At 50.0% G+C, this 24,232-nt stretch carries 27 protein-coding genes; 16 read left to right on the top strand and 11 right to left on the bottom strand.

Features of this window, described 5'->3' with window-relative positions; genetic code table 11:
* Positions 1-7: 7 nt before the first annotated feature.
* The 6 genes from DESPODRAFT_RS00680 to DESPODRAFT_RS00705 form a co-directional block, all read right to left on the bottom strand.
* Positions 8-583: a hypothetical protein gene (locus DESPODRAFT_RS00680; RefSeq protein WP_245531978.1), complete on the bottom strand. Its 576-nt coding sequence runs from the start codon at positions 581-583 to the stop codon at positions 8-10.
* A 24-nt stretch (positions 584-607) separates the two neighbouring features.
* A complete protein-coding gene (gene floA / locus DESPODRAFT_RS00685) occupies positions 608-1,591 on the bottom strand; it encodes a flotillin-like protein FloA (protein ID WP_004070506.1) in 984 nt (327 codons plus the stop codon).
* 70 nt (positions 1,592-1,661) lie between these two features.
* Complete coding sequence (locus DESPODRAFT_RS00690; RefSeq protein ID WP_004070507.1) at positions 1,662-2,144, bottom strand: NfeD family protein; 483 nt, start codon at positions 2,142-2,144, stop codon at positions 1,662-1,664.
* Positions 2,141-3,640 carry an NfeD family protein gene (locus DESPODRAFT_RS00695; RefSeq protein WP_157488384.1) on the bottom strand — a complete coding sequence of 500 codons (1,500 nt, stop codon included), beginning with the start codon at positions 3,638-3,640 and terminating at the stop codon, positions 2,141-2,143. The genes DESPODRAFT_RS00690 and DESPODRAFT_RS00695 overlap by 4 nt, the downstream gene beginning before the upstream one ends.
* Positions 3,641-3,799: 159 nt before the next feature.
* On the bottom strand, positions 3,800-4,186 hold the full coding sequence (locus DESPODRAFT_RS00700) for a metal-dependent transcriptional regulator (RefSeq protein ID WP_004070509.1): 387 nt from the start codon (positions 4,184-4,186) through the stop codon (positions 3,800-3,802).
* A 71-nt stretch (positions 4,187-4,257) separates the two neighbouring features.
* Positions 4,258-4,599, bottom strand: coding sequence for a DUF134 domain-containing protein (locus DESPODRAFT_RS00705; RefSeq protein ID WP_004070510.1), 342 nt, complete (start codon positions 4,597-4,599; stop codon positions 4,258-4,260).
* A 425-nt stretch (positions 4,600-5,024) separates the two neighbouring features.
* Here DESPODRAFT_RS00705 and hisD point away from each other — a divergent pair, with 425 nt between their 5' ends.
* On the top strand, positions 5,025-6,323 hold the full coding sequence (gene hisD / locus DESPODRAFT_RS00710) for a histidinol dehydrogenase (protein WP_004070512.1): 1,299 nt from the start codon (positions 5,025-5,027) through the stop codon (positions 6,321-6,323).
* A gap of 135 nt (positions 6,324-6,458) precedes the next feature.
* Entirely contained in the window at positions 6,459-6,641 is a 183-nt protein-coding gene (locus DESPODRAFT_RS00715; protein WP_004070514.1) for a hypothetical protein, read from the top strand.
* Positions 6,642-6,917: 276 nt separating this feature from the next.
* On the opposite strand, the gene DESPODRAFT_RS00725 is transcribed toward DESPODRAFT_RS00715, so the two are convergent.
* The gene (locus DESPODRAFT_RS00725; RefSeq protein ID WP_004070515.1) at positions 6,918-7,406 is read right to left on the bottom strand and encodes an IS110 family transposase; all 489 of its coding nucleotides are present in this window, start codon (positions 7,404-7,406) and stop codon (positions 6,918-6,920) included.
* Positions 7,407-7,991: 585 nt separating this feature from the next.
* On the opposite strand from DESPODRAFT_RS00725, the gene atpD reads away from it, so the two are divergent.
* The 9 genes from atpD to DESPODRAFT_RS00770 are packed head-to-tail and all read left to right on the top strand — an operon-like array spanning position 7,992 to position 14,514.
* Positions 7,992-9,365 (top strand): F0F1 ATP synthase subunit beta, encoded by a 1,374-nt coding sequence (atpD, locus tag DESPODRAFT_RS00730; RefSeq protein WP_004070516.1) that lies wholly within the window; start codon positions 7,992-7,994, stop codon positions 9,363-9,365.
* Entirely contained in the window at positions 9,362-9,742 is a 381-nt protein-coding gene (locus DESPODRAFT_RS00735) for a F0F1 ATP synthase subunit epsilon (protein WP_004070517.1), read from the top strand. Before atpD ends, DESPODRAFT_RS00735 begins: the two co-directional genes overlap by 4 nt.
* Positions 9,739-10,110: an AtpZ/AtpI family protein gene (locus tag DESPODRAFT_RS00740; RefSeq protein ID WP_004070519.1), complete on the top strand. Its 372-nt coding sequence runs from the start codon at positions 9,739-9,741 to the stop codon at positions 10,108-10,110. The genes DESPODRAFT_RS00735 and DESPODRAFT_RS00740 overlap by 4 nt, the downstream gene beginning before the upstream one ends.
* Before the next feature lie 7 nt (positions 10,111-10,117).
* A complete protein-coding gene (locus DESPODRAFT_RS00745; RefSeq protein WP_004070520.1) occupies positions 10,118-10,417 on the top strand; it encodes an ATP synthase subunit I in 300 nt (99 codons plus the stop codon).
* On the top strand, positions 10,408-11,079 hold the full coding sequence (locus DESPODRAFT_RS00750) for a F0F1 ATP synthase subunit A (protein ID WP_004070522.1): 672 nt from the start codon (positions 10,408-10,410) through the stop codon (positions 11,077-11,079). Before DESPODRAFT_RS00745 ends, DESPODRAFT_RS00750 begins: the two co-directional genes overlap by 10 nt.
* Before the next feature lie 30 nt (positions 11,080-11,109).
* Complete coding sequence (locus tag DESPODRAFT_RS00755; protein WP_004070523.1) at positions 11,110-11,388, top strand: F0F1 ATP synthase subunit C; 279 nt, start codon at positions 11,110-11,112, stop codon at positions 11,386-11,388.
* A gap of 2 nt (positions 11,389-11,390) precedes the next feature.
* The gene (locus DESPODRAFT_RS00760) at positions 11,391-12,122 is read left to right on the top strand and encodes a F0F1 ATP synthase subunit B family protein (RefSeq protein ID WP_004070525.1); all 732 of its coding nucleotides are present in this window, start codon (positions 11,391-11,393) and stop codon (positions 12,120-12,122) included.
* Positions 12,123-12,137: 15 nt separating this feature from the next.
* Positions 12,138-13,667, top strand: coding sequence for a F0F1 ATP synthase subunit alpha (locus DESPODRAFT_RS00765; RefSeq protein ID WP_004070527.1), 1,530 nt, complete (start codon positions 12,138-12,140; stop codon positions 13,665-13,667).
* A complete protein-coding gene (locus DESPODRAFT_RS00770; RefSeq protein WP_004070529.1) occupies positions 13,654-14,514 on the top strand; it encodes a F0F1 ATP synthase subunit gamma in 861 nt (286 codons plus the stop codon). The genes DESPODRAFT_RS00765 and DESPODRAFT_RS00770 overlap by 14 nt, the downstream gene beginning before the upstream one ends.
* A gap of 123 nt (positions 14,515-14,637) precedes the next feature.
* Here DESPODRAFT_RS00770 and DESPODRAFT_RS18465 read toward each other — a convergent pair whose 3' ends face one another.
* The 4 genes from DESPODRAFT_RS18465 to DESPODRAFT_RS00790 are packed head-to-tail and all read right to left on the bottom strand — an operon-like array spanning position 14,638 to position 17,924.
* Positions 14,638-15,396: a DUF1722 domain-containing protein gene (locus DESPODRAFT_RS18465; RefSeq protein ID WP_004070530.1), complete on the bottom strand. Its 759-nt coding sequence runs from the start codon at positions 15,394-15,396 to the stop codon at positions 14,638-14,640.
* A gap of 19 nt (positions 15,397-15,415) precedes the next feature.
* Positions 15,416-16,261 (bottom strand): deoxyribonuclease IV, encoded by an 846-nt coding sequence (nfo, locus tag DESPODRAFT_RS00780; protein WP_004070532.1) that lies wholly within the window; start codon positions 16,259-16,261, stop codon positions 15,416-15,418.
* 26 nt (positions 16,262-16,287) lie between these two features.
* Positions 16,288-17,685 (bottom strand): MATE family efflux transporter, encoded by a 1,398-nt coding sequence (locus DESPODRAFT_RS00785; protein WP_004070535.1) that lies wholly within the window; start codon positions 17,683-17,685, stop codon positions 16,288-16,290.
* Between the two features lie 41 nt (positions 17,686-17,726).
* A complete protein-coding gene (locus DESPODRAFT_RS00790) occupies positions 17,727-17,924 on the bottom strand; it encodes a hypothetical protein (RefSeq protein ID WP_040015776.1) in 198 nt (65 codons plus the stop codon).
* Positions 17,925-17,966: 42 nt separating this feature from the next.
* Here DESPODRAFT_RS00790 and cobT point away from each other — a divergent pair, with 42 nt between their 5' ends.
* From cobT to hypD, 5 genes are all read left to right on the top strand, one after another.
* Positions 17,967-19,049 carry a nicotinate-nucleotide--dimethylbenzimidazole phosphoribosyltransferase gene (gene cobT, locus DESPODRAFT_RS00795; protein ID WP_004070537.1) on the top strand — a complete coding sequence of 361 codons (1,083 nt, stop codon included), beginning with the start codon at positions 17,967-17,969 and terminating at the stop codon, positions 19,047-19,049.
* Positions 19,050-19,221: 172 nt separating this feature from the next.
* Positions 19,222-20,460 carry a DEAD/DEAH box helicase gene (locus DESPODRAFT_RS00800; protein WP_004070538.1) on the top strand — a complete coding sequence of 413 codons (1,239 nt, stop codon included), beginning with the start codon at positions 19,222-19,224 and terminating at the stop codon, positions 20,458-20,460.
* Between the two features lie 71 nt (positions 20,461-20,531).
* Positions 20,532-20,762, top strand: coding sequence for a HypC/HybG/HupF family hydrogenase formation chaperone (locus DESPODRAFT_RS00805; protein WP_004070539.1), 231 nt, complete (start codon positions 20,532-20,534; stop codon positions 20,760-20,762).
* A 9-nt stretch (positions 20,763-20,771) separates the two neighbouring features.
* A complete protein-coding gene (gene hypF / locus DESPODRAFT_RS00810) occupies positions 20,772-23,120 on the top strand; it encodes a carbamoyltransferase HypF (RefSeq protein WP_004070540.1) in 2,349 nt (782 codons plus the stop codon).
* 9 nt (positions 23,121-23,129) lie between these two features.
* Entirely contained in the window at positions 23,130-24,218 is a 1,089-nt protein-coding gene (hypD, locus tag DESPODRAFT_RS00815) for a hydrogenase formation protein HypD (protein WP_004070542.1), read from the top strand.
* The last annotated feature ends 14 nt before the right edge of the window (positions 24,219-24,232 follow it).

The raw sequence follows: 24,232 nt of genomic DNA on the forward strand, positions 1-24,232 counted from the left end.
ACGCGACCTAATCCTTTAACGCAACAGGTTTTCCAAGGATCTCCGACCAGATCACGGCCTTTCGAAGTCCCCGGACCCTGGCCGGCAGTCGTCTTGGGCCTGACTTATGACACCGTGCCGGTGTGGCATCATGCCCAGAAGAGTTTCGGGCTGAAGCCTTCGAAACCCTTGTTTCAGGTATCTTGGCGGCTTTTCTGCGGGGTTCTTTTTTTGCGGAAACTAAAAGAGTTTTTTCATTAACAGCCTCAATCTGCTTCAGGACTCGAACACCCGGCTCTTCAGGATAAAAATCAAATTCTTTTCTGTCATCAATTTTATCCCAGAAGGTTTGATTTACAGACGCTTCCCCGGTTCGATCAAAGGGCGGTTTGTTTTGCCTTGACGCCTCTTTTTTGCGGGCCTGCTCAGCCTGGGCTTCCATTTCCCGGGCCGCCTCTCTAATTGCCTCACTTATTTTTCCCAGAACGGAAAATCCGCTCTGCTTTGATTTCCCTGGTTTTTGTGCCTTTTTTCTTTTCAATAAAGGCGCCCCAATAAAAATCAGAAATAAGATCAAAGTAATAACATCACCAAAATCCATCATGTTCTCCTGATCTTGTTTTGACTATTATTTCTGCTCGGTATCATCAGGCTGATCAGGGGCTGCAATGGTATCCCTCATCCGGGTGTCGGCACTGATATTCTGCATCTTATAATAGTCCATAATCCCAAGGTTGCCGCTTCTGAAGGCCTCGGCGATGGCCAGGGGCACCTGGGCTTCGGCCTCCACCACCTTGGCCCTCATTTCCTGGACCCGGGCCTTCATCTCCTGTTCCTGGGCATAGGCCATGGCCCGTTTTTCCTCGGCCTTGGCCTGGGCAATCTTCTTATCTGCCTCGGCCCGGTCGGTTTCAAGTTCAGCCCCGATGTTTTTGCCCACATCCACGTCTGCGATATCAATGGAGAGAATTTCGTAGGCCGTACCTGCATCCAGGCCCTTGCTTAAAACAGTTTTGGAAATGGTATCCGGATTTTCCAGCACCTGTTTATGAGTGACGGCCGACCCAATCGTGGTAACAATGCCCTCGCCCACACGGGCCAGAATGGTCTCTTCGCCGGCACCGCCCACCAGTCGGTCAATATTGGCGCGCACCGTGACCCTGGAGATGGCTTTAAGCTGGATACCGTCCTTGGCCATGGCCGCGACAATGGGGGTTTCAATAACTTTAGGGTTAACCGACATCTGGACCGCTTCCAGCACGTCCCTGCCGGCAAGATCAATGGCAGCGGCGCGGTTAAAGGGAAGGTCAATATTGGCCTTGTCCGCGGCAATCAACGCCTGGATTACCCGAGAGACATTGCCGCCGGCAAGGAAATGGGACTCAAGGCTGTCCGTGGCAATATCAATCCCGGCTTTTACGGCCATGATCTTGGATTCCACGATCAGTTTGGGCGGCACTTTCCGGAACCGCATGAAAATAATGTTGAGCAGCCCCACCCGGGCACCTGAGACCAGGGCCTGGACCCACAGACCAATGTAGGAAAACGCAAAGTAAACAATCACCAGGCCGAGAATACCGGCAATGATCAGAAGAATGGACATAATTTCCATGTCAAACTACCTTTTTTTTAAAGTTATTGTTTCTGGACAGACACTATTTAAAACTTTTAAGTGCCTTGGTTCAAAGATTTTCCAGACGACAGACGATCACCTGGTTACCTGTGACCTTGCAAACCCTTAACGGGGTATCGGCCTCGATAAATTCGCCGTCCGTGACCACATCCAGGCGGACACCGTCAATCAGCGCCGTTCCGGACGGACGAAGGGTTGAGAGGCTGTGTCCGGTGCAGTTCAGATAATTTTTAAGCTTCGGGGACTGGGAAACCACACCCTGGGATGCAGATAATTTTTTTTTAAGAGATAAAGGAGAAACCTCCAGTGCTTTAAATCCCAGAATAAACAGTACTGGCAGAACAATTAAATCAACCCCTATAACCACATAAAACACGGACATGGAGAAGGTAGTGAACACAAGAAAAAGAGAGTATCCGATAAGACTTAAGGCAATGATGGACAAAAGCCCCATAGACGGAATAAAAATTTCGGCAACAACGGTAACCATTGCCATGATCTGGAGAACTAACGGCAGGATCCAGGGACTCATTTTTTCTCCTTTTCCATAATCGTTTCAACAACTACATGGCCTGCTGTTACGCGGGCCACCCGGACGGGCGTAGCAGGATCAATAAAATCTCCCTGGGTAACGGCATCAACTTTTATATCCCTGATACGGACCTTGCCCGAAGGCCGCAACGTCGTCAAGGCAATGCCCTGGTCACCGGCACATATGCCCAAGGCCTCGGTAGATTCGGCACGTGAATCCTGGAGTGTGGCGTCCAGATACGGCCCCTTAACCACCTTTGACAGTTTAGGCAAAACAAACCGCACCACAGACATTGAAACGAGCAGCGCCCCGAGGGCACTGCCCATGACCAGTCCCAAATTTTTTATCATAAGGTCGCTCTGCCATGGCAAGCTTGGATCGGGCAGCACAAAATCCTGAAAAGAGAGCACAAGGCCTGCGGCCAGGACAACAATGGCGCTGATACCGGCGATGCCGAATCCCGGCAGGACAAACATTTCCATGCCCAGAAGCAGAAAACCGATAATGAATACCAGGATTTCCGTATAATCGGCAAGCCCCACCAGATACTGGTTGAAAAAGACCAGGCCCAGGCAGATAATACCCACAATGCCGGGGATGCCGAACCCCGGTGCCTTGATCTCCGTATACACGGCACCAATACCCAGAAGCATGAGAATCGGCAGAAACGGCTGGATCCATCTGACAAACTTTTCCGACCAGTTTTCCTCAATCCGGACCTTTTGATACGCCCCGTACCCCATAACATCGAGGGCCTGGTCAAGGGTTGTGACACTCTGGCGGGAAAACCCAAGATCGGCAGCTTCTTTGTCATCCATGGTCAAAAGCTCGCCTTCGCTTACAATTGTGGATTTACTGGTAATCGTTGCCTTTTCTTTTTCGGAAAGCTCCTGCCAGGTTGTTTTATCCATGTATTCAGAATGCTCTCCCCGGGTAATTTTATATACCTCCATGGATTTGGACACCATGGATTCGGCCAGAACTTGGGGATAGTTGTTTCGCTTGGCCAGGGTTCGAAACTGTGCCCTAAGGACGGTCTGGGTTTTTTCACCGGCTTCCTCGTGGCCCTCACTGGTCTGAATAATGGGCGCACAGTCACCGATAAGGGTGTTTTCTTTCATGATCAGTGTACCGGCGGAAAGCGCGATCAACGCACCTGCGGAAATGGCTCTTTTCTCCACATAGGCAATGGTTCTTTCCCTTGGCACGGTGCAAATGGTTTCCACAATCTCAAAGGCTGCGTCCACCCGTCCCCCAAAGGTATCCATGACAAATACCAGAATGGCGGAGTCATCCTTTTCAAGGGAGGAAACCACCCGTTTGAGGTATGCGGCCATACCCGGTTCAACAGTCCCGGAAACGGGAATGATGTGAACCACCGGACCGGCAGCCTCAACTGCAGTGGAAAGGATTAATACAAACAACAGAACCGCAACCCATACCTGGGTGCTTTTTTGTTCCGGCAACATGGCAGATCTCGTTTTGAAAGGCATCATCTCTAATCTTTTTGGAAGGTGATGAATTCAATTGACTATACCATGATTTAAAACAATTTTATCCATAATTTTTGATTTTACATAATTTTGAACTGGACCTGATCAGGCCCGTACACAAACGTCGCCCCCTGGGCATTATCAAAGGATGATGGTTGACCATCAGGAATCCAGTTTTGTAACAAAGGCCTTGAATTTCATAAAAGTTTTATGGTTCATGGCATGTTCCATACGGCATGCGGTTTGCTCTGCAATCGCTTCATCAAGTTCCACATGTTTAAATAAAAAATGCTTGAACACATTATGACGGGTTGTAACCTCTTTTGCGATTTTATCTCCTTTGGGGGTCAGGGTGATATAGCCGTAGGGCTCGTAATTAATCAACTTCCGGTCAGCCAATTTTTTAAGGGTGCCGGTAACGGAGCCGCATTTGATATTCAATTTAGCGGCAATATCTTTTGAACGTGCAACCGCATTCATGGTCTGAAGTTCAAATATGGCTTCAAGATAGTCTTCAAGGCTTTCGGAAAGGCTCTGTTCGCTGTTCATGGTTATAATCTCCGTAATTAAACTGCTGTCAAGCCGGGGAATTACGCCGACCGCTTGGCAGATTTTATCCTTTAACGTTCTGGTGGTTTTCTGCATCCATGCCGCCACCCCCTGCCCTTCCCCCGTCCTCGCATCTCATAGCACCCCCCCTGGACGGTAAGCCGCTTGGCTGTAACCAAGGATTCTGCGATTTTATAACGGGCGGCTTTCAGAATTCTTCCTACGGTCTGTCGGGAAACATCCATAACCTGCGCGACACCGGACTGATCCATGCCCTCATAATCTATGAGTCTGAGGGCTTCAAATTCTTCCAGGGAAAGGATGACTTCTCCGGTCTCCACCGCCCCTCTGGGCTTAAACCCTTTAATTTCCGGTTCTGATGCAATACATCTGGGGCGCTTAGGTCTTGGCATAGTTCATCCTCGTTATGATCATTTGATCAAATCATAAATTGATATAAAAGTTGTGTCAAGAGAACTTTGATTATTTGACCAAAATAATTTTAATTATAGCTATTGGCCGCATATTATTATTAGTGGCTATAGGCGATCCATAGCTTCGGAAAGTTTTTGTCAATTCGGACAATGTATAACAAAGGAGACTGGTGTCAATGGAAAATTAAGTCACAATAACAGACAGTTGATTTTATTTTAACCATGTGACTGAGACCATCTCCCGATTTTGCTTCAATATTTTTTCAACCCAGTGGACTTGACATTGGTTTTCTGTGCTAAAAATTGATATATTGATCTTTTATCCAGCGGCCCTGTTCCTTTGTTTTAAAAATGGAAAGAGCGTTTTTTGGCCGAAAATGAACATAACAATTAAGAGATATACCATGAAAATATTTAATTACCCTTCGCCGGAAGCGGAAAAAAGGGTTCAGGATACCATAGACAGAGGCTTGGGGTTTTCCAGGGAAGACCAGGACAATGTTCAGGCATTTCTGGATGATGTTAAAAAACGAGGTGATGAAGCGCTTATCGAATACACCAACAAATTTGACTCCCCGGCGGTTACCCTGGATACATTTAAGGTAACGGAACAGGAGTTTGAAGATGCCCTGGAACAGATGACCCCGCAGTTTTTAAAGGCCCTTGACCGGGCCGTTGAACAGCTCACAGCTTTTCACAGCCGCCAGAGGGAAAATTCATGGATGGACACCCCCAGAAACGGGGTGATGGTGGGACAGATGGTTCGGCCGGTTGCCGCTGCAGGCATCTATGCCCCCGGGGCCAAGGGCGGCAAAACGCCCCTGGTCTCGTCTGTGCTCATGGGAGGAATTCCGGCCAAGGTGGCAGGCGTAAAATCAATCTCTTTGATGACCCCGCCCATGGCGGACGGAAAAATAAATCCCCATCTTCTTGCCGCAGCCCGGGCCGTGGGCATTGATTCCGTGTTCAAGGCCGGTTCTGCCTGGGCCATTGGCGCACTGGCTTACGGAACCTCCCAGGTGCCCAAGGTTGATGTGATTGTGGGGCCGGGAAATATTTATGTTGCCCTTGCCAAGAAAATTGTTTCCGGAACCGTTGGTATTGATATGATTGCAGGTCCCAGCGAAATCTTAATCATTGCAGATGAAACCGCAGACCCGGAATGTATTGCCGCAGACCTGCTTTCCCAGGCTGAGCATGATCTGCTGGCATCGGCTGTGCTGGTGACCGATTCTCAAGCTCTGGCGCAAAAGGTCTCTGCCGCGATTGAGCCCCAGCTCAATGCGTTGCCCCGCAAAGATATTGCCGGACAGGCCATCAATGCTTTCGGCGCAATCCTAGTGGTACCGGATATTGATACCGCCATTGATCTGTCCAACCGCCTGGCGCCTGAACACCTTGAAATCATGGTGGAATCACCTTTTGATTATCTTGACAGGATTCAAAATGCAGGCGCCGTGTTCCTGGGACCGTATACCCCCGAACCCATGGGCGACTATATTGCAGGCCCCAACCATGTGCTGCCCACAGCAGGCACGGCACGGTTTTCATCCGCCTTGAGCGTATCCCATTTTACCAAGAAAACCAGCCTGATCCATTATTCCAAAGCCGCCTTTGAAAAGGAGGCGGATGATGTCATTACCCTGGCCCAAACCGAAGCCCTGGATGCCCATGCCAATTCAGTAAGCATCCGGCGAAAATAACAGCCCTGTGCTTTCCAGATGAACTTCTTGTTGGGGCGCATTCCCATTTTCCCGGTTTTAAAAAAGTCTATCTTTTAGTGGAAAAAGCATGATATTTCCTGCTAAGCTGAAACAAACAAAAAATAGATTGTACTGATGAAAAAAGCTGAAGATTGCAATACTGTTGATGAAGTCTATGCTTGCCTGAAAGAACTGGAAGAAGATCCGAATCGCTTGATTCGAAACGCTAAAGAATTGGAACAGATGGAACAGGAACTTCTTGGGTATACGAATCGGATAAGCGCCTTGCTTTTAAAAAAAGTATCCAGGCCTCAGTAGATTCCCCGGATCGGGTTGATCAAGAAAAAGAATTGATGTCCAACTGGCCGGGGCGGATGAAAAGCGAAGGGTTTGAGACCGTTTCGATTCAGCTTTGTACAGGTATTTCGGTTGATATTTGTGTTCGATATTATCGGCGATCCTGTGACCGTCGAAATCGAAAAAGGTATAAAGGTGCATACGCCGGTTTAATCCTTTATTGATGGCTGTTTCAGCGGTCCGGATGGCGTATTTCACTTGTTAAAGGGTTATTTGAACTCCCTTCGTATTCAGGCCTCAGACAAAATACTGTTTGTTGCAGATGGAGCACATTGGATTTGGAATCGAATCCCCGGACTGATCAACGCATTGGGTTTGACTCCGGAGCGTGTGTATAAACTTCTTGATTTTTACCATGCCGTGGAGCATTTGGGTACAGTCGCGGGGGGCGCATTCCGGTAACAGATCAACTCTGAGAAGGTCACATATTTTCTGGGCATCAGATAGATCGTTTTTCTTTTTAGCTGCTGTAATCGCTTTGAGCATTTCAGGATGAGCGACCTTGATATCATCGGCATAAGGTTTTATGAAGTCATAAATCCAGCCGGTAAACATTGTTGCTTCCATTGCAACCGTCCAAGGGCGGGGAAGTTGCTCCATCCATTCTTCCAATGCCGGCCTGGTTGCAGATATCACTCCATTCCCAAGAAGTGTTCCATCGCCTGCTTTAATACAATAAGCGATAATTTTTTTGTGGATATCTAAACCAATGTAATGCATACTCATTATGACCTCCTTGTGGTAATTGATTCTGGATGACTCAGGTTATTCCAGCCGCTTTCTAAAGCCATCATGCCGCTTGGAGGTCTTTTTTGTAAAGAGAATCTGCCGATTTAAAATTCATTTTCACTATGGTAAGATACCATTCATTACCAGCTCGGAGGATAGGGCAATGCTGGGAAGCAACCTGAGCGCCGTAGCTGGTGACGGAGACATGGGGGGTGATATACAGTCAATTGCGTATTGCCCCTCTCCCATGTTTCTGTCCATAATGCGTTAAATCCCGGGGGGTTGGGGGCTGGCCCCCAAATTAAAATCGGGTATTATTCCTTGCCTAACTTATACATTCAAACACAGGCTTCTTGCCTGCGGCAGCCGCCGCCCTGACATAGGGCAGCAACCTTCGGCGGCATCTGCAATATATGGAAGTCAAACGAAGATGAGATTGTTTTTCTCGTGGGATGCTTATTTCTGTGAAAAAACAAACTTAATTCAAAAAGGCTTTACTAAATTTCCCGTTTCCGTATCATATAAGCAGAATAAAAAAACCTTTGCTTTTCAGGATCTGATTCAAGTTGAGGTGGTAATGTCATGGAATACAAATATTCAGGGAAAGTCATATCCGTGCGGGGGAGCGTTGTGGACGTGCGTTTTTCTGAAAAAATACCTCCTTTGCTTTCTGTGATGTATTCCGGTGGAGAGAAATCGGTGACCCTTGAGGTGGCTGATCATCTGAATATGAACTGCGTTCGTGCCATTGCAATGACGCCTACGGGAGGATTGGCCCGTGGGGATATTGTTCACTGCAACGGCGAAACATTGCATACGCCCGTGGGGCGGCATTTGCTGGGCCGGGTGCTTAACGTTTTCGGTGATCCTGTAGACGGCAAAGCGTTGCCCGAAGAGGTCAAATTCCGTTCAATCCATAACCGGCCCATCGCACTTTCCCTGCGTGTTGTCTCCGAAGAAATTTTCATAACCGGAATCAAGGTTATTGACCTGCTCATGCCTCTTGAAAAGGGGGGCAAGGCCGGACTGTTCGGCGGGGCCGGGGTGGGTAAGACCGTGCTGATCACCGAGCTGATCAACAACATGGTCGGCGCACATAGCGGGATCAGTATCTTCTGCGGAATCGGGGAACGCTGCCGCGAGGGCGAGGAACTTTACCGCGAGATGGGTGATGCGGGGGTACTTGATAACACGGTTATGGTTTTCGGGCAGATGAATGAGCCTCCAGGGGCCAGATTCCGCACCGGGTATACGGCCATGACCATTGCCGAATATTTCCGGGATGATCAGGGCAAGGATGTGCTGTTGCTCATCGACAATATTTTCCGCTTCATTCAGGCCGGGATGGAGCTTTCCGGGTTGCTGGGCCGTCTGCCCTCGCGCATGGGTTATCAGCCGACACTCGGTTCCGATATCGCAGAATTAGAGGAGCGCATTTCTTCCAGCCGCTCCGGGGCCATCACTTCCATTCAGGCGGTATATGTACCTGCCGATGACCTGACCGATCCGGCCGCGACCCATACATTTTCTCATCTTTCATCATCCATCGTCCTTTCCCGCAAGCGTGCAGGAGAAGGATTTTATCCGGCAGTCGATCCGCTGGAATCCCGTTCCATGATGCTTTCTCCGGCAATTGTAGGCCAACGGCATTATGATATTGCCCGTGAGGTACGCCGCACCTTGGCCCAGTACGAGGATCTCAAGGATATTATCGCCATGCTCGGCCTTGAGGAGCTTTCCCGCGAGGATCGCAATATTGTTTCCCGTGCGCGCAGGCTGGAGCGGTTCATGACCCAGCCATTCAACACCACCAAGCATTTCACCGGTATGGATGGACAAATTGTCTCTCTCGAAGAGACGATCCTCGGCTGTGAGCGGATTTTAAATGATGAATTTCCCAATGCCTCTGAGCGTGATTTCTACATGATCGGTTCAATTGAGGAGGTCGGCAAATGAGGCTGAAAATTCTGGTGCCCGCAGGTTTATTTCTGGATCGTCCGGTTGATAAAATTCTGGCGGAGAGTACGCAGGGCGGGTTCTGTCTGCTGCCCAAGCATATTGATATGGCCTCGGCCCTCGCTCCGGGTATCCTGACGTATGTTGCAGGCGGAGAGCCGCATCATCTGGCTCTAAACGGCGGGGTGTTGGTCAAGAAGGGCGATGCGGTGCGTATTTCATCACGCGCGGCTGTTGCCGGGGGACTTGGCGAGTTGGAAGCCCAAGTTTTGCGCATGCAAAAGGAGGCTGCAGAGGCCGAGAACTCTGCCCGCAAGGCAGTCGCCAAACTTGAGGCCGGATTTGTGCGTACCCTGATTAAAGTGGAGACCGCATGAGTAGACAAAAGCCCGGTAAGTGCAACGGGAATAAATTCCGCCAAACCGTTGGCAGCAAGGAGCAGCGTAAAATCCGTGCGAAGCAGAAAGGGACTGTGGAGGCGTGGTCTGCTTTTGGGGCCATGGGGGCTGTTGGCTGGCTGGTGGCCCTGCCCGTTGTTCTGGGGAGTCTGTTTGGCGCGTGGCTGGATTACCGCTGGCCCACTAAAATTAATTGGACAATGACCATGCTCGGCGCGGGGCTCGCTATAGGCTGCCTGTTCGCCGGGATATGGATGAATCGAGAAAAAAATAAAATTATTAAGGATCGTGAAGAATGCGAGCGGAAGGGCATAGAACCCAAGGACAGAGAAGAAGAGGATCATTAGCCGTTTTATGATAACCATTGCTGCGTTCGGTATCGGATTGCTCCTTTCGGCAATTCATTTCGGCGGCTTATGGCTGACTGTACGGCGGTTACCCCGTTGTGAACAGCCGCGATTGTTTTTCTGGTCCAGCTATCTGGGTCGTTATGGCATCACTCTATGGGGTTTTGCGCAGATCATAAGTTACGGGCCGTTGCCGTTTATATCTGCTTTTCTGGGTTTTTATGTGTTGCGAACTTATGCGCTGGCAAATTATTGTGGTATAAAGATACTCGAGTTCGTTAAAGTGAAGGGGCCTGAATGGAAATAAGCCCGGACCATATCATCTATGTCAGCTTTGGTTTTTTCAAGCTGAATGCCACCATTGTCTATACATGGCTGGTAATGATCCTGCTTGCTGGATTTTCATGGTTTGTGACCCGCAGGGTTACATCCTCGGCGCAGATTTCCGGTCAACAGAATCTGTTGGAAGTATTGGTGGACGGTTTACTCAGCCAGATCAGGGACACCACCAGTCAGCGGCCGGAAAAATTTTTGCCGCTGCTCGGGACGATGTTCATTTTCATTTCAGTATCCAATCTGCTTTCTGCCGTACCGGGATTCAAGCCGCCCACGGGGTCGCTTTCTACCACTACGGCGTTCAGTCTGATCGTATTTTTTGCCGTTCCATATTACGGAATTAAAAAGAACGGTTTACGCAACTATCTTAGAAGTTACGTGCAGCCTTCGCCGTTCATGCTGCCGTTCAACATAATCGGCGAGGTCAGCCGGACTTTTGCGCTGGCCGTGCGTCTTTTCGGGAACATACTCAGCGGAACCATGATGAGCGCGATTCTGCTGATCATCATGCCGCTGTTTGTGCCGGTGATCATGCAGATTCTGGGGCTGTTCATCGGAGTGGTGCAAGCCTATATTTTTACCGGACTGGCGGCTGTGTTCATCGCCGCAGGTTTAGAGGTACATGAGAGTTGATGCGCGTTGCGCTTTTGAAGGGGGATACTTATGGACACTATGGGTTGGATTGCGTTTGGGTCGATTATTGCGGCAGGGATTTGTATGGGCATCGGGTCCATTGGTCCGGCGATCGGTGAGGGGATGGCCCTTTCCCGGGCCCTCAATTCCATTGCCCAGCAGCCGGATGAGACCAATACTATTGTGAAATTCCTTTTTGTGGGGATGGCAATGGTTGAATCCACGGCGATTTACTGCTTTGTGCTGGCTATGATTCTACTCTTTGCCAATCCGTTCTGGTCTTATTTCCTTGAAAAGGCCGGAGGCTGATAATGCTGCTGGACTGGTTCACGATCTTTGCTCAGATTGTGAATTTCTTTGTGCTCATCGTGTTGCTCAGGCTGTTTCTGTATAAGCCTATTGTTAAGGCTATGCTGGAACGAAAGGCGCGTATAGCGAATGAAACGCGCGAATTGCGTGAGGCCCGTATTGAGGCAGACAGGCTCAAGGCTGAGCTGCGCCGTAAGCATGAAGATCTGGAAAACCGTGAATCAGAGGTTATGTCGGAAATTCATGCCGAGGCAGAAAAGTGGCGGCAGCAGGCTATGGCGTCCGCCGGCGCTGAGATCGAGATCATGCGCAAGGAATGGCTGGCTGCGCTGGAGCGGGAAAAGGAATCTGTCGCACTCAACTTGCGCAAGAAGCTTGTGCATGAAGTCTCAGCCACAGCCGCACGTATTGTGCGGGACCTTTCCGGCAGCGATCTTGAGCAGTTGATCTTAAGCGGATTCATGCATCGGATTGCTGAAGAAGCCCGCGGCATGGAGTGTGGCAATTCTGACATTCTAATTCGTACCGGATTTGAATATGATGATCCACAAGAACAAAAAATTCAGCAGTTGCTTAAAGGTTTGTTTCCGGCACAAAACGAACGAATTTTTATCACGGATGCCAGACTGGGCCTGGGCATTGAACTCATCGCCGGAGATCGAAAATGGGAATGGAATCTCAATTCTTATATCACTGAACTTGAAAACAAAATTTTGCATGAAATCAACAGCTAAGGCACAGAAGGCAACATGGGTTTCCTTGAAAAAAATATAAATCAGGCGCTATATGCCCATGAAAAAGGGCGCAAGAATATGGAATATAGCCCGAAATCGCGTGAAGTTGGCCGGGTTTTATCCGTGGCACGTGGCGTGGCACAGGTCCAGGGGCTTGGCTCCGTGCGTTCAGAGGAGCTGATTACGCTGGGCAACAATATTCCGGGCATGGCGCTTGATTTATTGCCGGAGGCCATCGGCGTAGCGCTGCTGGGGGACAATACCGGGCTGAAGGCCGGGGATGAGGCGGTTCCCTCAGGCACAGTATTGAGCGTCCCCGTGGGGGATGCGCTAATCGGACGCATCGTTGATCCGCTGGGTAATCCGCTGGACGGGGGGCCGGCTCCGGAAACATTTGAGCGCCGTACGGTGGAATCGGAAGCACCGCCTATCCTTATGCGTGCTCCGGTGGATATGCCTATGGCAAGCGGCATCAAGGTCATTGATGCGCTGATCCCTATCGGCAGGGGCCAGCGGGAATTGATCCTTGGTGACCGCCAGACAGGAAAGACGGCCATAGCTCTCGACATTATCCTGAATCAGAAAAAAGGCGATGTGGTCTGCGTGTATTGCGCTATCGGTCAGCGAAGTAGCTCGGTAGCACGGGGTATTGATACCCTGCGCAACCACGGGGCCATGGATTATACTTTTGTGGTTGTGGTTGAGGGCGATGCGCCCTCGGGTTTGCAGTATATCGCACCCTATGCGGCAACGAGCATGGCTGAATATTTCATGGCGCAGGAGGGCAAAGACGTGCTTATTGTTTATGATGATTTGACCCGACACGCACAGGCATACAGGCAGCTTAGCCTGCTCATGCGCCGCCCACCGGGGCGTGAGGCCTTTCCGGGGGATATCTTCTATATCCATTCAAGGTTGCTTGAACGTTCCACAAGACTCAAACCGGAACATGGTGGGGGGACGCTGACCGCACTGCCCATTGTGGAAACCGAGGCCCAGAATATCTCAGCCTACATTCCCACCAACCTTATTTCTATCACTGACGGTCAGATTTATCTCTCTCCGGTGCTGTTCCAAAAAGGCATACTCCCGGCAATTGACGTGGGCAAGTCGGTTTCCCGCGTGGGAGGTCGCGCACAACCCAAGGCTTACGGCAAGGTGTCCGGCGATTTGCGGTTGACCTATTCCCAGTTTCAGGAACTGGAAGCTTTCGCAAGGTTCGGCACAAGGCTTGATCAGGATACCCGAAAACGCATTGAACACGGTCTGCGGGTGCGTGAATTGCTCAAACAGGATCGTTTATCACCGCTTACAGCCGCTCAGCAGGTGGTGATTCTCTGGGCGGTCTCGCTTGGTTTACTTAATGATATCGCGCTGGAACGTATTGCCGAAGTTGAGGGATATCTGCTCACCCGCATGGAAGAGAGCTTTGAGTCTATGAGCCGTCTTGCACAGGCAGAACCCAATGATGAAATCTGGGCTGAGCTTGAGAAAGTGGTCATGCAGCATATTCGGAATTGGAGGGAGGCTAATGCAGCAGCTTGAAGCCGTCCGCAAAAAAATTGGGACGAATAGCGATCTGCTTTCGGTGGTCAAAACCATGAAGGCCCTTGCTGCGGTTAATATCCGTCATTTTGAAACCGCGGCCAAGGGCGTCGGCGAGTATGCCGAGGTCATTGAGCAGGGCTGGACTGTCTTTTTCCGTAATGCCGGAATTTTACCCCAGGGACCGAAGGTTGGTGTCGCCGTCGTGCTGGCAATCGGTTCCGATCAGGGAATGTGCGGGCAGTTTAACGAATTGGCACGGGCTGAGGCTGTATCGGTTATTGAAGAACTGCGGGTGGCTGGACATAAGGTAATCTGTTGGACCTGCGGAGACCGGCTGCGTGGCGCGTTGGAGGATTGCGGGGTCAAGGTGGATTTGAATTTCCGGGTACCGGGCAGCCTGCGTGGGGTGGATGCCATTGTTGACGAGATAGAACAGAATCTTGAGCTGTGGCGAACCAAGCACGGAATGAATCGTTTCAGCATAGTGAATAATCTGCATGTCAGCGATGACGCCAAGGTCGCGGCCCGTCATATCCTTCCACTCGATAAACGCAGCGGAAGCATGAAATGGGATGGAAAATCTCTGCCCATGACCAACTGTCCGGTTCAAGATTTATTCTCAAATTTATTCAGCGAATATTTATACATCTCCGTATACGGCGCAATAGTTCAATCTTTAGCTGCAGAGAACAGTTCCCGTCTTGCCGCCATGCAAGTAGCCGAGAAAAACATCATTGAGCATATTGAGGTCCTTGAGTCTGAGTTCCGCACCACTCGACAGGGAGCAATTACCGGGGAGTTATTGGATATCGTTTCCGGGGCGGAGGCCATTGTTGGGGGATGAAACAAAGGTACCTGAATTCTGATAGAGCAGGTCAGCCCGTCGCTGTATTGCCTTGTAAATACTGAAAACTTCCGGATATCAATATGATATGTTTATATGTATTTACAGGCCAAAATTAAAAATTCATTTTCGTCCAGATCTTGAATCAGATGTCGGGGGGATTTGTGCTCTTGAAGTACGATTGCCGTGTATCCACACAGCAAACTCGCTTAACGCAACGGATTCCATTAAATACGGCTCCTTGTATTTAAATGCCAGGTCCTGAATCCGGGCCAGCAGATCCGTCAGGGCCCATCCGTGCAAAGGCTCCCGCGACTCTTCATATCTGTCCGACACATACCCCCACATGTGCTGCAGCGCGTTTTTTAATCCGCCCTGGGATGGCGGCGTTCTCAACGTTTCCACAAGAAGACGGGCCAGGCCGCTGAAATCATCCCGGGGGCGCATCCGGGACACATCCGCACCGATTTTTTTGTACAGGCCCACATCCCGGGCCATGACGGCGTATTTATGCTGACGCCACATCTGCTGGGCGTTTTGGGGTAAAGGAATGCGTCCCGGTTCCTTGTCCCGGTATTTTTCCCTGAGCAACCGAATCTGGACATAGGGCTCGTCGATAAATGTGTCAGGCCACATCCCATTGTTGTCCTGGATTTGCACAGGGGATTTATCATTGTACCCCCGTAACTTCATTTCTGCGGATAGAAGCTGATGGCGTTTATTCAGCGCCCAGCCGAAATCCATCCAGCGCAGGGTTTCCGGATGCCGGGAATAGCCTTTTTTCCCGTTGACAATAATGGAGACCATACCGTGAAGTTCCCGGTGTTCGCCTAAAAGACTTTGGCGGTTCAGGTATCCCGGATGAAGATCCCAGATTCTCATGAAAACTCCTTCATTCTGCCTATGACTTGATCAATGATTTTAGCAGGGAAATTTCTTTAGCCCATATGTCATCATCAGGTGTTTCCAGAATCATGGGAATATTGTTCAGACGTTTGTCTTCCATGATGTGCCGGAAAGCGGCAAGGCCAAGTTGTCCCTTTCCGATGCTTTCATGCCGGTCCACCCTGGAATTGAGGGGCTTTTTGGCATCGTTCAGGTGCATGCCCTTTAATTTTTCAAAGCCGATAATTGCGTCAAACAGGTCCCAGGTTTTTTCATAACCGTTCCGGGAAACAAACTCATATCCGGCAGCAAAGGCGTGGCAGGTATCAATGCATACCCCGATGCGGGATTGATCTTCCACCCGGTCGATGATGGTTTTTATCTGTTCAAATACAAATCCCACATTGCTCCCCTGGCCTGCGGTGTTTTCAATGACGGCAATGACGTCCGGCACCTTTTGAAGGGCAAGGTTAATGGATTCGGCAATGGTTGCAAGGCAGTTATCCATGCTGATTTTCTTTAAGGTTGATCCCGGGTGGAAATTGAGCATGGCAATGCCAAGCTGATGACATCTCTGCATTTCATCTATAAAGGCAACTCTGGATTTCTCCAAGGGTGCTTGTTCAGGATGGCCCAGGTTGATGAGATAGGAGTCGTGGGCAAGAATCTGATCGGGCCCGAAACCAAACGACCTGCAGTTTGATTTAAAATCATTGATGCTTTTGTCTGATAAAGGCTTGGCCTGCCACTGCCGCTGATTTTTTGTGAAAAGTGCAAAACAGGATGCGCCGATTTTTTGGGCATTGACCGGCGCGTTTTCAACGCCGCCTGCAGCACTCACATGGGCGCCCAGATATTTCAATTCTTCCTCCTTTTTTAACAGATAACTCAAGAAATCTCGCCAGGTGATGTTTCCGTATCCGCCACAAGATCTTTAATCCATTTCTTTGAAAAAAAGCGGGGCAATCCGATAATCAGCTTGAACATCTCTTCCAAGGCAATCAGGGCCATGACACCGTAAACGGGCCAATGAAGGAGAAACGCACCTGTGAACGCCATGGGCACGCCAATACACCATACCGCACTCAGGTCCATGAAAAAGCCGAATTTAGTGTCCCCCCCGCCCCGGAACACCGACACAACCGTTGTAAAATTGGTGGTCTTTGTCCAAAAAACAAGACCTGTTGTCAACATAAGGTAGTAGGCATTATCGTAAGCTGCCGTGGAAATATTGTAAAATCCGAGGATAAAATGTCTGCACAGGATGAGTACAAGCCCTGCGCCAATGGCCATGGGAAGCTGGACCAAAAGCATGAATTTGCCATAGGCAAACGCCCGCTCATATCTTTTTGCCCCAATGCTGTTGCCGATAAGAATGGAACCGGCATAAAAAATGCCGAAAAAGGGAACAAATAAAAATTCCTCAAAGGTGGCCACGATATTGACCGCAGCAATCGACGGGGTGCCCATGCGGGCGTAAACCAGTTTGTACATACTCACCCCCGTAACCCAGAAAAATTCATTGAGAAACACAGGCCAGCAAGTGGTGGCAACCCGCTTGACAAAGGCAAAATCGAAGGAGAGCATTTTTTTTACTGATGCGGCAAGGGGATAAGGTTTCAGATAGATGATCGCCGTTAAAAGTCCGGTTTCAATCAATTTTGCCGTGCAGGTGGCAATGGCCGCGCCTGTGACGCCCATGGCGGCAAAACCAAGGTTGCCGAAAATCAGGCAGTAGTTGAGCACAATATTGACAACCACGGCTACAATTGAAGAGATCAAAGGAACACCGGCAAACCCCATACTCCGCAGATTGGTCATAAAGGAGAAGGTGACGCAAAAAGGAACAAATGAAAATCCCACAATACGAAGATATCCGGCCCCAAGGCGTACAACTTGGGCATCACTGGAAAAGAGTGAAATCACGGCTGCCGGAAAAAACAGCGCTGCACCGGCAAACACGGAACCGATGGCAAATCCTGCCAGGATACCAAGACCGGATAACTGGTGGATCCGTGAGAGATCCTCTTTGCCCCAGTACTGGGCTGTGAATATGGCAATGCCTGAGTGAACGCCGAACTGGATAACAAAAAAGATAAAAACAAACTGATTGGCAATGCCCACGGCCGCCACGGCTGCATCATGAAGCCGACCGATCATGAGAATGTCTATCACAGCCATGGAACTGGTCAGAAGAAATTGCAGGGAAATGGGTAGCGCCAGACTGAAAAGCAGGCGTAAAAAAGTTTGGGGGGGGATTGCCTTATCCCTATCTGTGGCGGACATATAAAAAAGGCCTGCTTTAAATCAAAATAAGGAACCCTATATCAGCATGGGGGCCAGGTCAAGGCAATTTCCAGCCGCAGATTATATACACGCCAATAGGATATCCCGCCAATGCCCACCACAAAACCGGCCTTGAACCTGTCCGCATCTTCTGTCAGATCATCAACAATATCCGGGCCGGTTCCCCATGGACAATATCTCTTTGGGACCTGAATACTGAAAATTATTGACCTTGACATCAGACAGGTTTACGGTACCCACTTTTAACATGAGGTAAAACAATGTCCCTGCTTGAACAGACCATTTCGATCATCAAACCCGAACTTAATCAGGAAGCGTTTGCAAAGGCCAAACAGCGTCTTCAGGACCAGGCAAAACCCCCGGGCAGCCTTGGAATTATGGAAGATATCGGGGCTCGCCTGGCCGCCATTAAAGGAACCATTGACGTCCATTTAACCAATAAACAGATCATCACCTGCGCCGGTGACCATGGTGTGGTTGAGGAAGGGGTCAGTGCCTTCCCCGCAGAAGTAACGCCCCAGATGGTGTTTAATTTCGTCGGGGGCGGGGCATCCGTCAACATCATCGGCAGACATGCCGGGGCCCGGGTGAAAGCCGCGGATATCGGTGTGAATTATGATTTTGACCCCGTGCTTCCCATTTTTCATAAAAAAGTGAAGCACGGCACCGACAATTTTACAAAGGGCCCTGCCATGAGCCGGAAAGAGGCGGTTAAATCCATTGAAGCAGGCATTGAAATCGTCAACGAACTGCACGCCCAAACCCCTGTGGATCTTCTGGGCACAGGGGATATGGGCATTGGAAATACCACGCCCTCTACTGCCATTATTGCGGCACTTTCAGGCCTGCCGGTGGAGAGCCTGACCAGCCGTGGCACAGGGGTTGACGATAAAGGCCTTGCCAAAAAGATTGCTGCAATCCAAAAGGGACTGGAGATAAACAGACCTGATCCCAAGGATCCCCTTGATGTGCTGGCCAAGGTCGGGGGTCTTGAAATCGGCGGCTTGGCTGGGCTGGTGATCGGTGCTGCCGCTAAAGGCATTCCGGTGGTCTGCGACGGACTGATATCCACGGCAGGCGCCCTGATTGCCTGTGAACTGGCCCCGGCCGCAAAAAATTACCTGTTTGCCTCTCACAAATCCGTGGAGATCGGCCATAAATATATGCACGACCGCCTGGGTCTGGAGCCTTTGATAGACTTGAAATTCCGTCTTGGGGAAGGTACAGGTGCTGCTGTGTGTATGGCGCTTCTGGATCTTGCCACGCGCATTCTTGCGGATATTAAGACCTTTGAAGAAGTGTGTGTCTCCAATAAACAACACTATTCGTCCCACGCCTCGTAGCCTGGGTAACGTTGTTCATTTTTTCTACGACCCCTTTTCTTTTTAGGCTTAAACGGTTACCTTATAGCTTCAATCCAGTGTGAAGGCCGGATAAAATTACCTTTTTCCCTTCAGTCATTGACATTGCAACCTGGATACCTTTAATTAACCACCCCAAGACAGGCAAAACCACATGAAATTTGACACCTATGCAATAAACAGCACCCTGAAAAAAAATCTGAAAGCCCAGGGGCTTATCAGGCCTACAGATATTCAGTACAAAGCGATTCCCTCTATATTAAAAGGGGAAGACGTCCTGGCTATTGCACAGACTGGAACCGGCAAAACCGTGGCATTTGCGGTACCGGTTATAGATATCATCCTGAATCTGAAAAAAACCAAAAAAGACCAGGGCATCCAAAGTATTATTATGGTTCCCACCAGAGAGTTGGCCGTCCAGATACAGGACGTATTTATGGCGTTATGCCGCAAAACAAGGGTGAATCCCTTTGCCGTTTTCGGCGGTGTGGAACAGGAGCATCAGATTCAAACCCTTACTAAAGGGGTTGATATCCTGATTGCCACGCCGGGCCGCATGTTTGACCTGATCAGCCAGAAAGCCATTGATATCCGACAGGTTAAAATTTTAATCCTTGATGAAGCCGATCAAATGCTGGCCAAAGGATTTTTTGATGATATCCAGTGCATCAAACGACTTTTAAAACAACGGCACCAAACCCTGTTTTTTTCAGCAACAATAGACAAAAACATTAAGAAGCTCGCCTATTCACAGGTTAAGTCATCTGCCGTACGGATCCAGATATCACCTGAAGATCCGGTATCAAAAAATGTATCCCACTATGTCCTTTTTGTGGAAATGGACGACAAACGCTTTTTCCTGCGCAAATTCATCCGGGAAAATCCGGAAAGCAAAATCCTGGTTTTTGTCAGGACGACCGTACGGGCCGAACGGGTGGCCAAAGCCCTGGAAAGAGCGGGCATAAATGCATTGACCATTTATGGCAAAAAAGATCAGGACGAGCGACTGGCGGTTTTGAACCGGTTTAAGCAGGGTGATGACAAGATACTGATTGCCACGGATGTGTCAGCCCGGGGCATTGACATCCCCAATGTTGACTATGTGATCAATTATGATCTTCCGGAACAAAAAGAAATTTATGTCCATCGGGTCGGCAGAACCGGTCGCGGCCGATCCAAAGGCAAAGCCATATCATTTTGCAGCAGTGAGGAGAAGGATCTGTTAACACAAATCCAGGATTTTTTAGGTAAGGAAATAGAAAAAATAACCGTTTCCAAGGACGAATATACCTTTACGGTTGAGGTCACGGAAACATCAAAAAATATCAGAGAAATGATTCTGGCAAACGAAGAGTGGGAAAAGAAAAAAGGGCGTCGAAAAACCGGTAAATGAACCACCTCATTTTATGATATACTGCGTTTAATGACTTAAAAATAAAAACAATAGGATGTAATTTAGAACATATGTGTTTGGCTGTACCTTCAAAAATTATTGAAATAAACGATACCCTAGCAAAGGTAGCGGTGGACGGGGTGGTCCGTGAGGCCAGCCTGATGTTGCTCGACGATGCAGGGATCGGGGATTATGTTATTGTTCATGCCGGATTTGCCATTTCAAAGGTAGATGAAGAAGCTGCCTTGCAAACCATTCAAGACATGCGCAGGATACTTGAACTGGGCGGCGACCCGGCCTGACGTCTGTAAATGGGTTCTTCCGGTATCGCGGCAAAAAAGATTGAAATTTCAGGGGTGGTCCAGGGTGTTGGATTCCGCCCTTTTTTATTTGGTTTAGCCTGCGCGCACCATCTTTGCGGCCATGTGTCCAATACTGATTTTGGTGTAGCGATTTTTATCCAGGGTGCGCCAAAGGATTTGGATGCGTTTATTTTGGATGTCTTGGAAAAAAAACCGCTGCTGTCGCAGATTTCAGACATGGTATCAACGGATACACAGCCTTTGGAGCTGACTGATTTTAAGATTGTTAAAAGCCGGGATACCCAGACCAGATCTGCCTTGATCTCCCCGGATGTGGGGGTGTGCCCCGATTGCCTCAAAGAGATGCAGGATCCCGCTGACCGCCGGTTTGAATACCCTTTTATCAATTGCACCAATTGCGGGCCAAGATACACCATCATCCGGGATATTCCCTATGACCGGCCAAAAACCGCCATGAAATCCTTTGCCATGTGCCCGGACTGCCGGAAAGAATATGAAGATCCATTAAACCGGCGGTTCCATGCCCAACCCAATGCCTGCCCGGTTTGCGGTCCCCAGGTGTTTTTGCTCGACAATAAGGGAAAACAGGTGGACGGGAAGAACCCGGCACAGGCCATGGCACTTGCAGCCCAGTTTCTCAGGCAGGGAAAAATTGTTGCGGTCAAGGGGCTGGGCGGGTTTCACCTGGCTGTGGATGCCGCCAATGAGACGGCTGTTGAACGGCTGCGCCAAAGAAAAAAACGCCCCCATAAACCCTTTGCCTTGATGGCGGCCTGGGATTCTTCCCTGTTTCACCATGTTTGCATGGATGGGGATGAAAAAGCGCTGCTTTTATCCTATCAGCGGCCCGTTGTATTGTTGAAAAAAAAGGCCTTGTCCAAATCCGTGAGCACGGGTCCGGCCCCGAATCTGGCCCCGGACAATCGTTGTCTTGGTATCATGCTGCCCTATACACCGCTGCACTATCTGCTTTTGGAGAAGGGACCCGATATTCTGGTCATGACCTCGGGGAACCGGTCCGGCGAGCCCTTGTCCATTGACAATGCACATGCGCTGGATGCCTTTTCCCATATTGCCGACTATTTTCTGCTCCACAACCGGGATATATACTTTAGGGCCGATGACTCCATTGCCAAAATTCAGCAGGGTAAGGTGCGGTTTCTGCGCAGATCCAGGGGATATGCCCCCCTGCCTGTGGATATCACACCGCCTGTAAAAGACGGGTTTGCCAATATCCTTGGCTGCGGGGCGGGTATGAAATCCACCATCTGTCTGACCAGGGACCGCTACGCCTTTTTAAGCCCGCACATCGGAGATCTGGAATCGGTGCAGGTCCATAATTTTTATAGCGCCACCATTGAACATATGCAAAAAATCCTGGATATCCGGTCGATGTGTGTGGCCCATGACCTGCATCCGGGATATTTTTCCACCCGGTTCGCCAAAATGCTTAGCTGTCAGGGTCTGCCCCTGATAGGGGTTCAGCACCACCACGCCCATGCCCTTTCCTGCATGGCGGAAAATCATCTGGACGGCAAGGTGCTTGCCCTGACCCTGGACGGCACCGGCCTGGGGACGGACGGTCACATCTGGGGTGGTGAAGTCCTGGCCTGCACCTATGAGGGGTTTGAGCGCCGGGCCCGGCTCAATTACCTGCCCATGCCCGGAGGGGATGCGGCGGTGATGGAACCCTGGCGCATGGCGGCGTCCCTGTTATATAAGGTATATGGGTCAGGAATAATGGATCTGGATATCCCCTTTGTCCGGTCTCTTAATACATCCAAGCTTGCATTTTTAATTCAGATGATGAAACAACAGGTGAACAGTCCGATGACATCCAGCACAGGACGTTTGTTCGATGCCGTATCCGCCCTTTTGATGCTCTGCCACAAAATCTCCTATGACAGCCAGGCAGCCATTGCCCTGGAGGCGGCTGCAGATTTTGAAGACTGCCGAACGGCGGCGTATCCCTTTGACATGAAAACCGGGGCTGACGGCTGCCTTATTATCAATTCCGGGCTATGGGTACGACAGATGGTAACCGATATCAAACGTGGTGTGCCCCGGGGCCGGATTGCGGCCCGGTTTCATCTGACCCTGGCCGGCATGATGGTGGATGCGGCCGTGAAGGTTGCTCAGGAAACCGGACTTGACCGGGTGGTTCTGTCCGGCGGGGTGTTTAACAATGATACGATTTTTTCCCACATAACCCGTATGCTTAAAACCAAGGGCTTTAAGGTATATACCCACAGTATTGTTCCCTGCGGCGATGGCGGTATTGCCCTGGGTCAGGCCATGGCGGCCGGGGCCCTTCAAGGCAAAATGAATGGAATTTAAAGGTCTTTCATGAGTTTGACATATAATCAGGAATTCAAAGATCCTGAACTTTCAAAGGCCCTGGTGGCCCGTATCCGTGAAAAAAGCGCCCGCCCGTTGCGGATAATGGAAGTGTGCGGCACCCATACCATGGCCATTTTTCGCTACGGTATCCGCTCTGTACTGCCCGACACCATTACCCTTTTGTCAGGCCCCGGCTGTCCCGTGTGCGTAACCGCCCAAAAGGACATTGACGCCTATGTAATGCTGGCACGCAGGCCTGATGTGATCCTGACCACCTTCGGTGATCTGATGAAGGTGCCGGGATCCGGGTCCAGCCTTGCTGCGGAAAAAGCCAAGGGTGCCGATGTCCGGATGGTCTATTCCATTTTTGATGCCCTGTCCGTGGCAAAGGAAAATCCGGACAAAGAGATAGTATTTTGCGCAGTGGGTTTTGAGACCACCATTCCGACCATTGCAGGGGGAATACTCACAGCCAAAGCCCAGGGGATAAATAATTTCAGCGTTTATAGCGCAAACAAGCTGACTCCGCCGGCATTAGCCGCGCTCATGGAGACCGACGGCGTGGAGATAGACGGATTTATTCTGCCCGGGCACGTATCAGTGATCACAGGGCCTGACGCATTTGCCCCGAGCTTTGAAAAATACCGGATACCTGCGGTGGTTACAGGATTTGAACCTGTGGATATCCTTAAGGCATTACTCATGCTGGTGGAACAAAATGCCTCCCAAGCACCCAGGCTGGTAAATGCCTATCCCCGGGCCGTGGCTGATGCCGGGAACCCCAAAGCCCGGGCAATCATGGATCAGGTGTTTGAAAAAGCCGACGCCCTCTGGCGGGGGATTGGCAATATTCCGGATTCAGGCATGGTGCTGAGAGACTTGTTTCATGAAGTTGACGCTGCCAGAAAATTTGATATCTCGATTCCGGATACCCCGGAGCCGGCCGGGTGCGACTGCGGCCAAATTTTAATGGGACTGAAACGACCGGACCAGTGCCGACTGTATAAAAAAGCCTGTACCCCCATCCACCCTGTGGGCCCCTGCATGGTCTCCAGTGAAGGGGCCTGTGCGGCTTTTTATAAATACAGCAGATAAGATACAAGGAACAT

The organism is Desulfobacter postgatei 2ac9 (assembly GCF_000233695.2).
Lineage (GTDB): Bacteria > Desulfobacterota > Desulfobacteria > Desulfobacterales > Desulfobacteraceae > Desulfobacter > Desulfobacter postgatei.

Excerpts from the sequence above, each read along its gene's own strand:
- DESPODRAFT_RS00680 (WP_245531978.1), bottom strand. The coding sequence starts at position 583 with ATGATGGATTTTGGTGATGTTATTACTTTGATCTTATTTCTGATTTTT.
- floA (WP_004070506.1), bottom strand. The coding sequence starts at position 1,591 with ATGGAAATTATGTCCATTCTTCTGATCATTGCCGGTATTCTCGGCCTG.
- DESPODRAFT_RS00690 (WP_004070507.1), bottom strand. The coding sequence starts at position 2,144 with ATGAGTCCCTGGATCCTGCCGTTAGTTCTCCAGATCATGGCAATGGTT.
- DESPODRAFT_RS00695 (WP_157488384.1), bottom strand. The coding sequence starts at position 3,640 with ATGATGCCTTTCAAAACGAGATCTGCCATGTTGCCGGAACAAAAAAGC.
- DESPODRAFT_RS00700 (WP_004070509.1), bottom strand. The coding sequence starts at position 4,186 with ATGAACAGCGAACAGAGCCTTTCCGAAAGCCTTGAAGACTATCTTGAA.
- DESPODRAFT_RS00705 (WP_004070510.1), bottom strand. The coding sequence starts at position 4,599 with ATGCCAAGACCTAAGCGCCCCAGATGTATTGCATCAGAACCGGAAATT.
- hisD (WP_004070512.1), top strand. The coding sequence starts at position 5,025 with ATGAAAATATTTAATTACCCTTCGCCGGAAGCGGAAAAAAGGGTTCAG.
- DESPODRAFT_RS00715 (WP_004070514.1), top strand. The coding sequence starts at position 6,459 with ATGAAAAAAGCTGAAGATTGCAATACTGTTGATGAAGTCTATGCTTGC.
- DESPODRAFT_RS00725 (WP_004070515.1), bottom strand. The coding sequence starts at position 7,406 with ATGAGTATGCATTACATTGGTTTAGATATCCACAAAAAAATTATCGCT.
- atpD (WP_004070516.1), top strand. The coding sequence starts at position 7,992 with ATGGAATACAAATATTCAGGGAAAGTCATATCCGTGCGGGGGAGCGTT.
- DESPODRAFT_RS00735 (WP_004070517.1), top strand. The coding sequence starts at position 9,362 with ATGAGGCTGAAAATTCTGGTGCCCGCAGGTTTATTTCTGGATCGTCCG.
- DESPODRAFT_RS00740 (WP_004070519.1), top strand. The coding sequence starts at position 9,739 with ATGAGTAGACAAAAGCCCGGTAAGTGCAACGGGAATAAATTCCGCCAA.
- DESPODRAFT_RS00745 (WP_004070520.1), top strand. The coding sequence starts at position 10,118 with ATGATAACCATTGCTGCGTTCGGTATCGGATTGCTCCTTTCGGCAATT.
- DESPODRAFT_RS00750 (WP_004070522.1), top strand. The coding sequence starts at position 10,408 with ATGGAAATAAGCCCGGACCATATCATCTATGTCAGCTTTGGTTTTTTC.
- DESPODRAFT_RS00755 (WP_004070523.1), top strand. The coding sequence starts at position 11,110 with ATGGACACTATGGGTTGGATTGCGTTTGGGTCGATTATTGCGGCAGGG.
- DESPODRAFT_RS00760 (WP_004070525.1), top strand. The coding sequence starts at position 11,391 with ATGCTGCTGGACTGGTTCACGATCTTTGCTCAGATTGTGAATTTCTTT.
- DESPODRAFT_RS00765 (WP_004070527.1), top strand. The coding sequence starts at position 12,138 with ATGGGTTTCCTTGAAAAAAATATAAATCAGGCGCTATATGCCCATGAA.
- DESPODRAFT_RS00770 (WP_004070529.1), top strand. The coding sequence starts at position 13,654 with ATGCAGCAGCTTGAAGCCGTCCGCAAAAAAATTGGGACGAATAGCGAT.
- DESPODRAFT_RS18465 (WP_004070530.1), bottom strand. The coding sequence starts at position 15,396 with ATGAGAATCTGGGATCTTCATCCGGGATACCTGAACCGCCAAAGTCTT.
- DESPODRAFT_RS00785 (WP_004070535.1), bottom strand. The coding sequence starts at position 17,685 with ATGTCCGCCACAGATAGGGATAAGGCAATCCCCCCCCAAACTTTTTTA.
- DESPODRAFT_RS00790 (WP_040015776.1), bottom strand. The coding sequence starts at position 17,924 with ATGTCAAGGTCAATAATTTTCAGTATTCAGGTCCCAAAGAGATATTGT.
- cobT (WP_004070537.1), top strand. The coding sequence starts at position 17,967 with ATGTCCCTGCTTGAACAGACCATTTCGATCATCAAACCCGAACTTAAT.
- DESPODRAFT_RS00800 (WP_004070538.1), top strand. The coding sequence starts at position 19,222 with ATGAAATTTGACACCTATGCAATAAACAGCACCCTGAAAAAAAATCTG.
- DESPODRAFT_RS00805 (WP_004070539.1), top strand. The coding sequence starts at position 20,532 with ATGTGTTTGGCTGTACCTTCAAAAATTATTGAAATAAACGATACCCTA.
- hypF (WP_004070540.1), top strand. The coding sequence starts at position 20,772 with ATGGGTTCTTCCGGTATCGCGGCAAAAAAGATTGAAATTTCAGGGGTG.
- hypD (WP_004070542.1), top strand. The coding sequence starts at position 23,130 with ATGAGTTTGACATATAATCAGGAATTCAAAGATCCTGAACTTTCAAAG.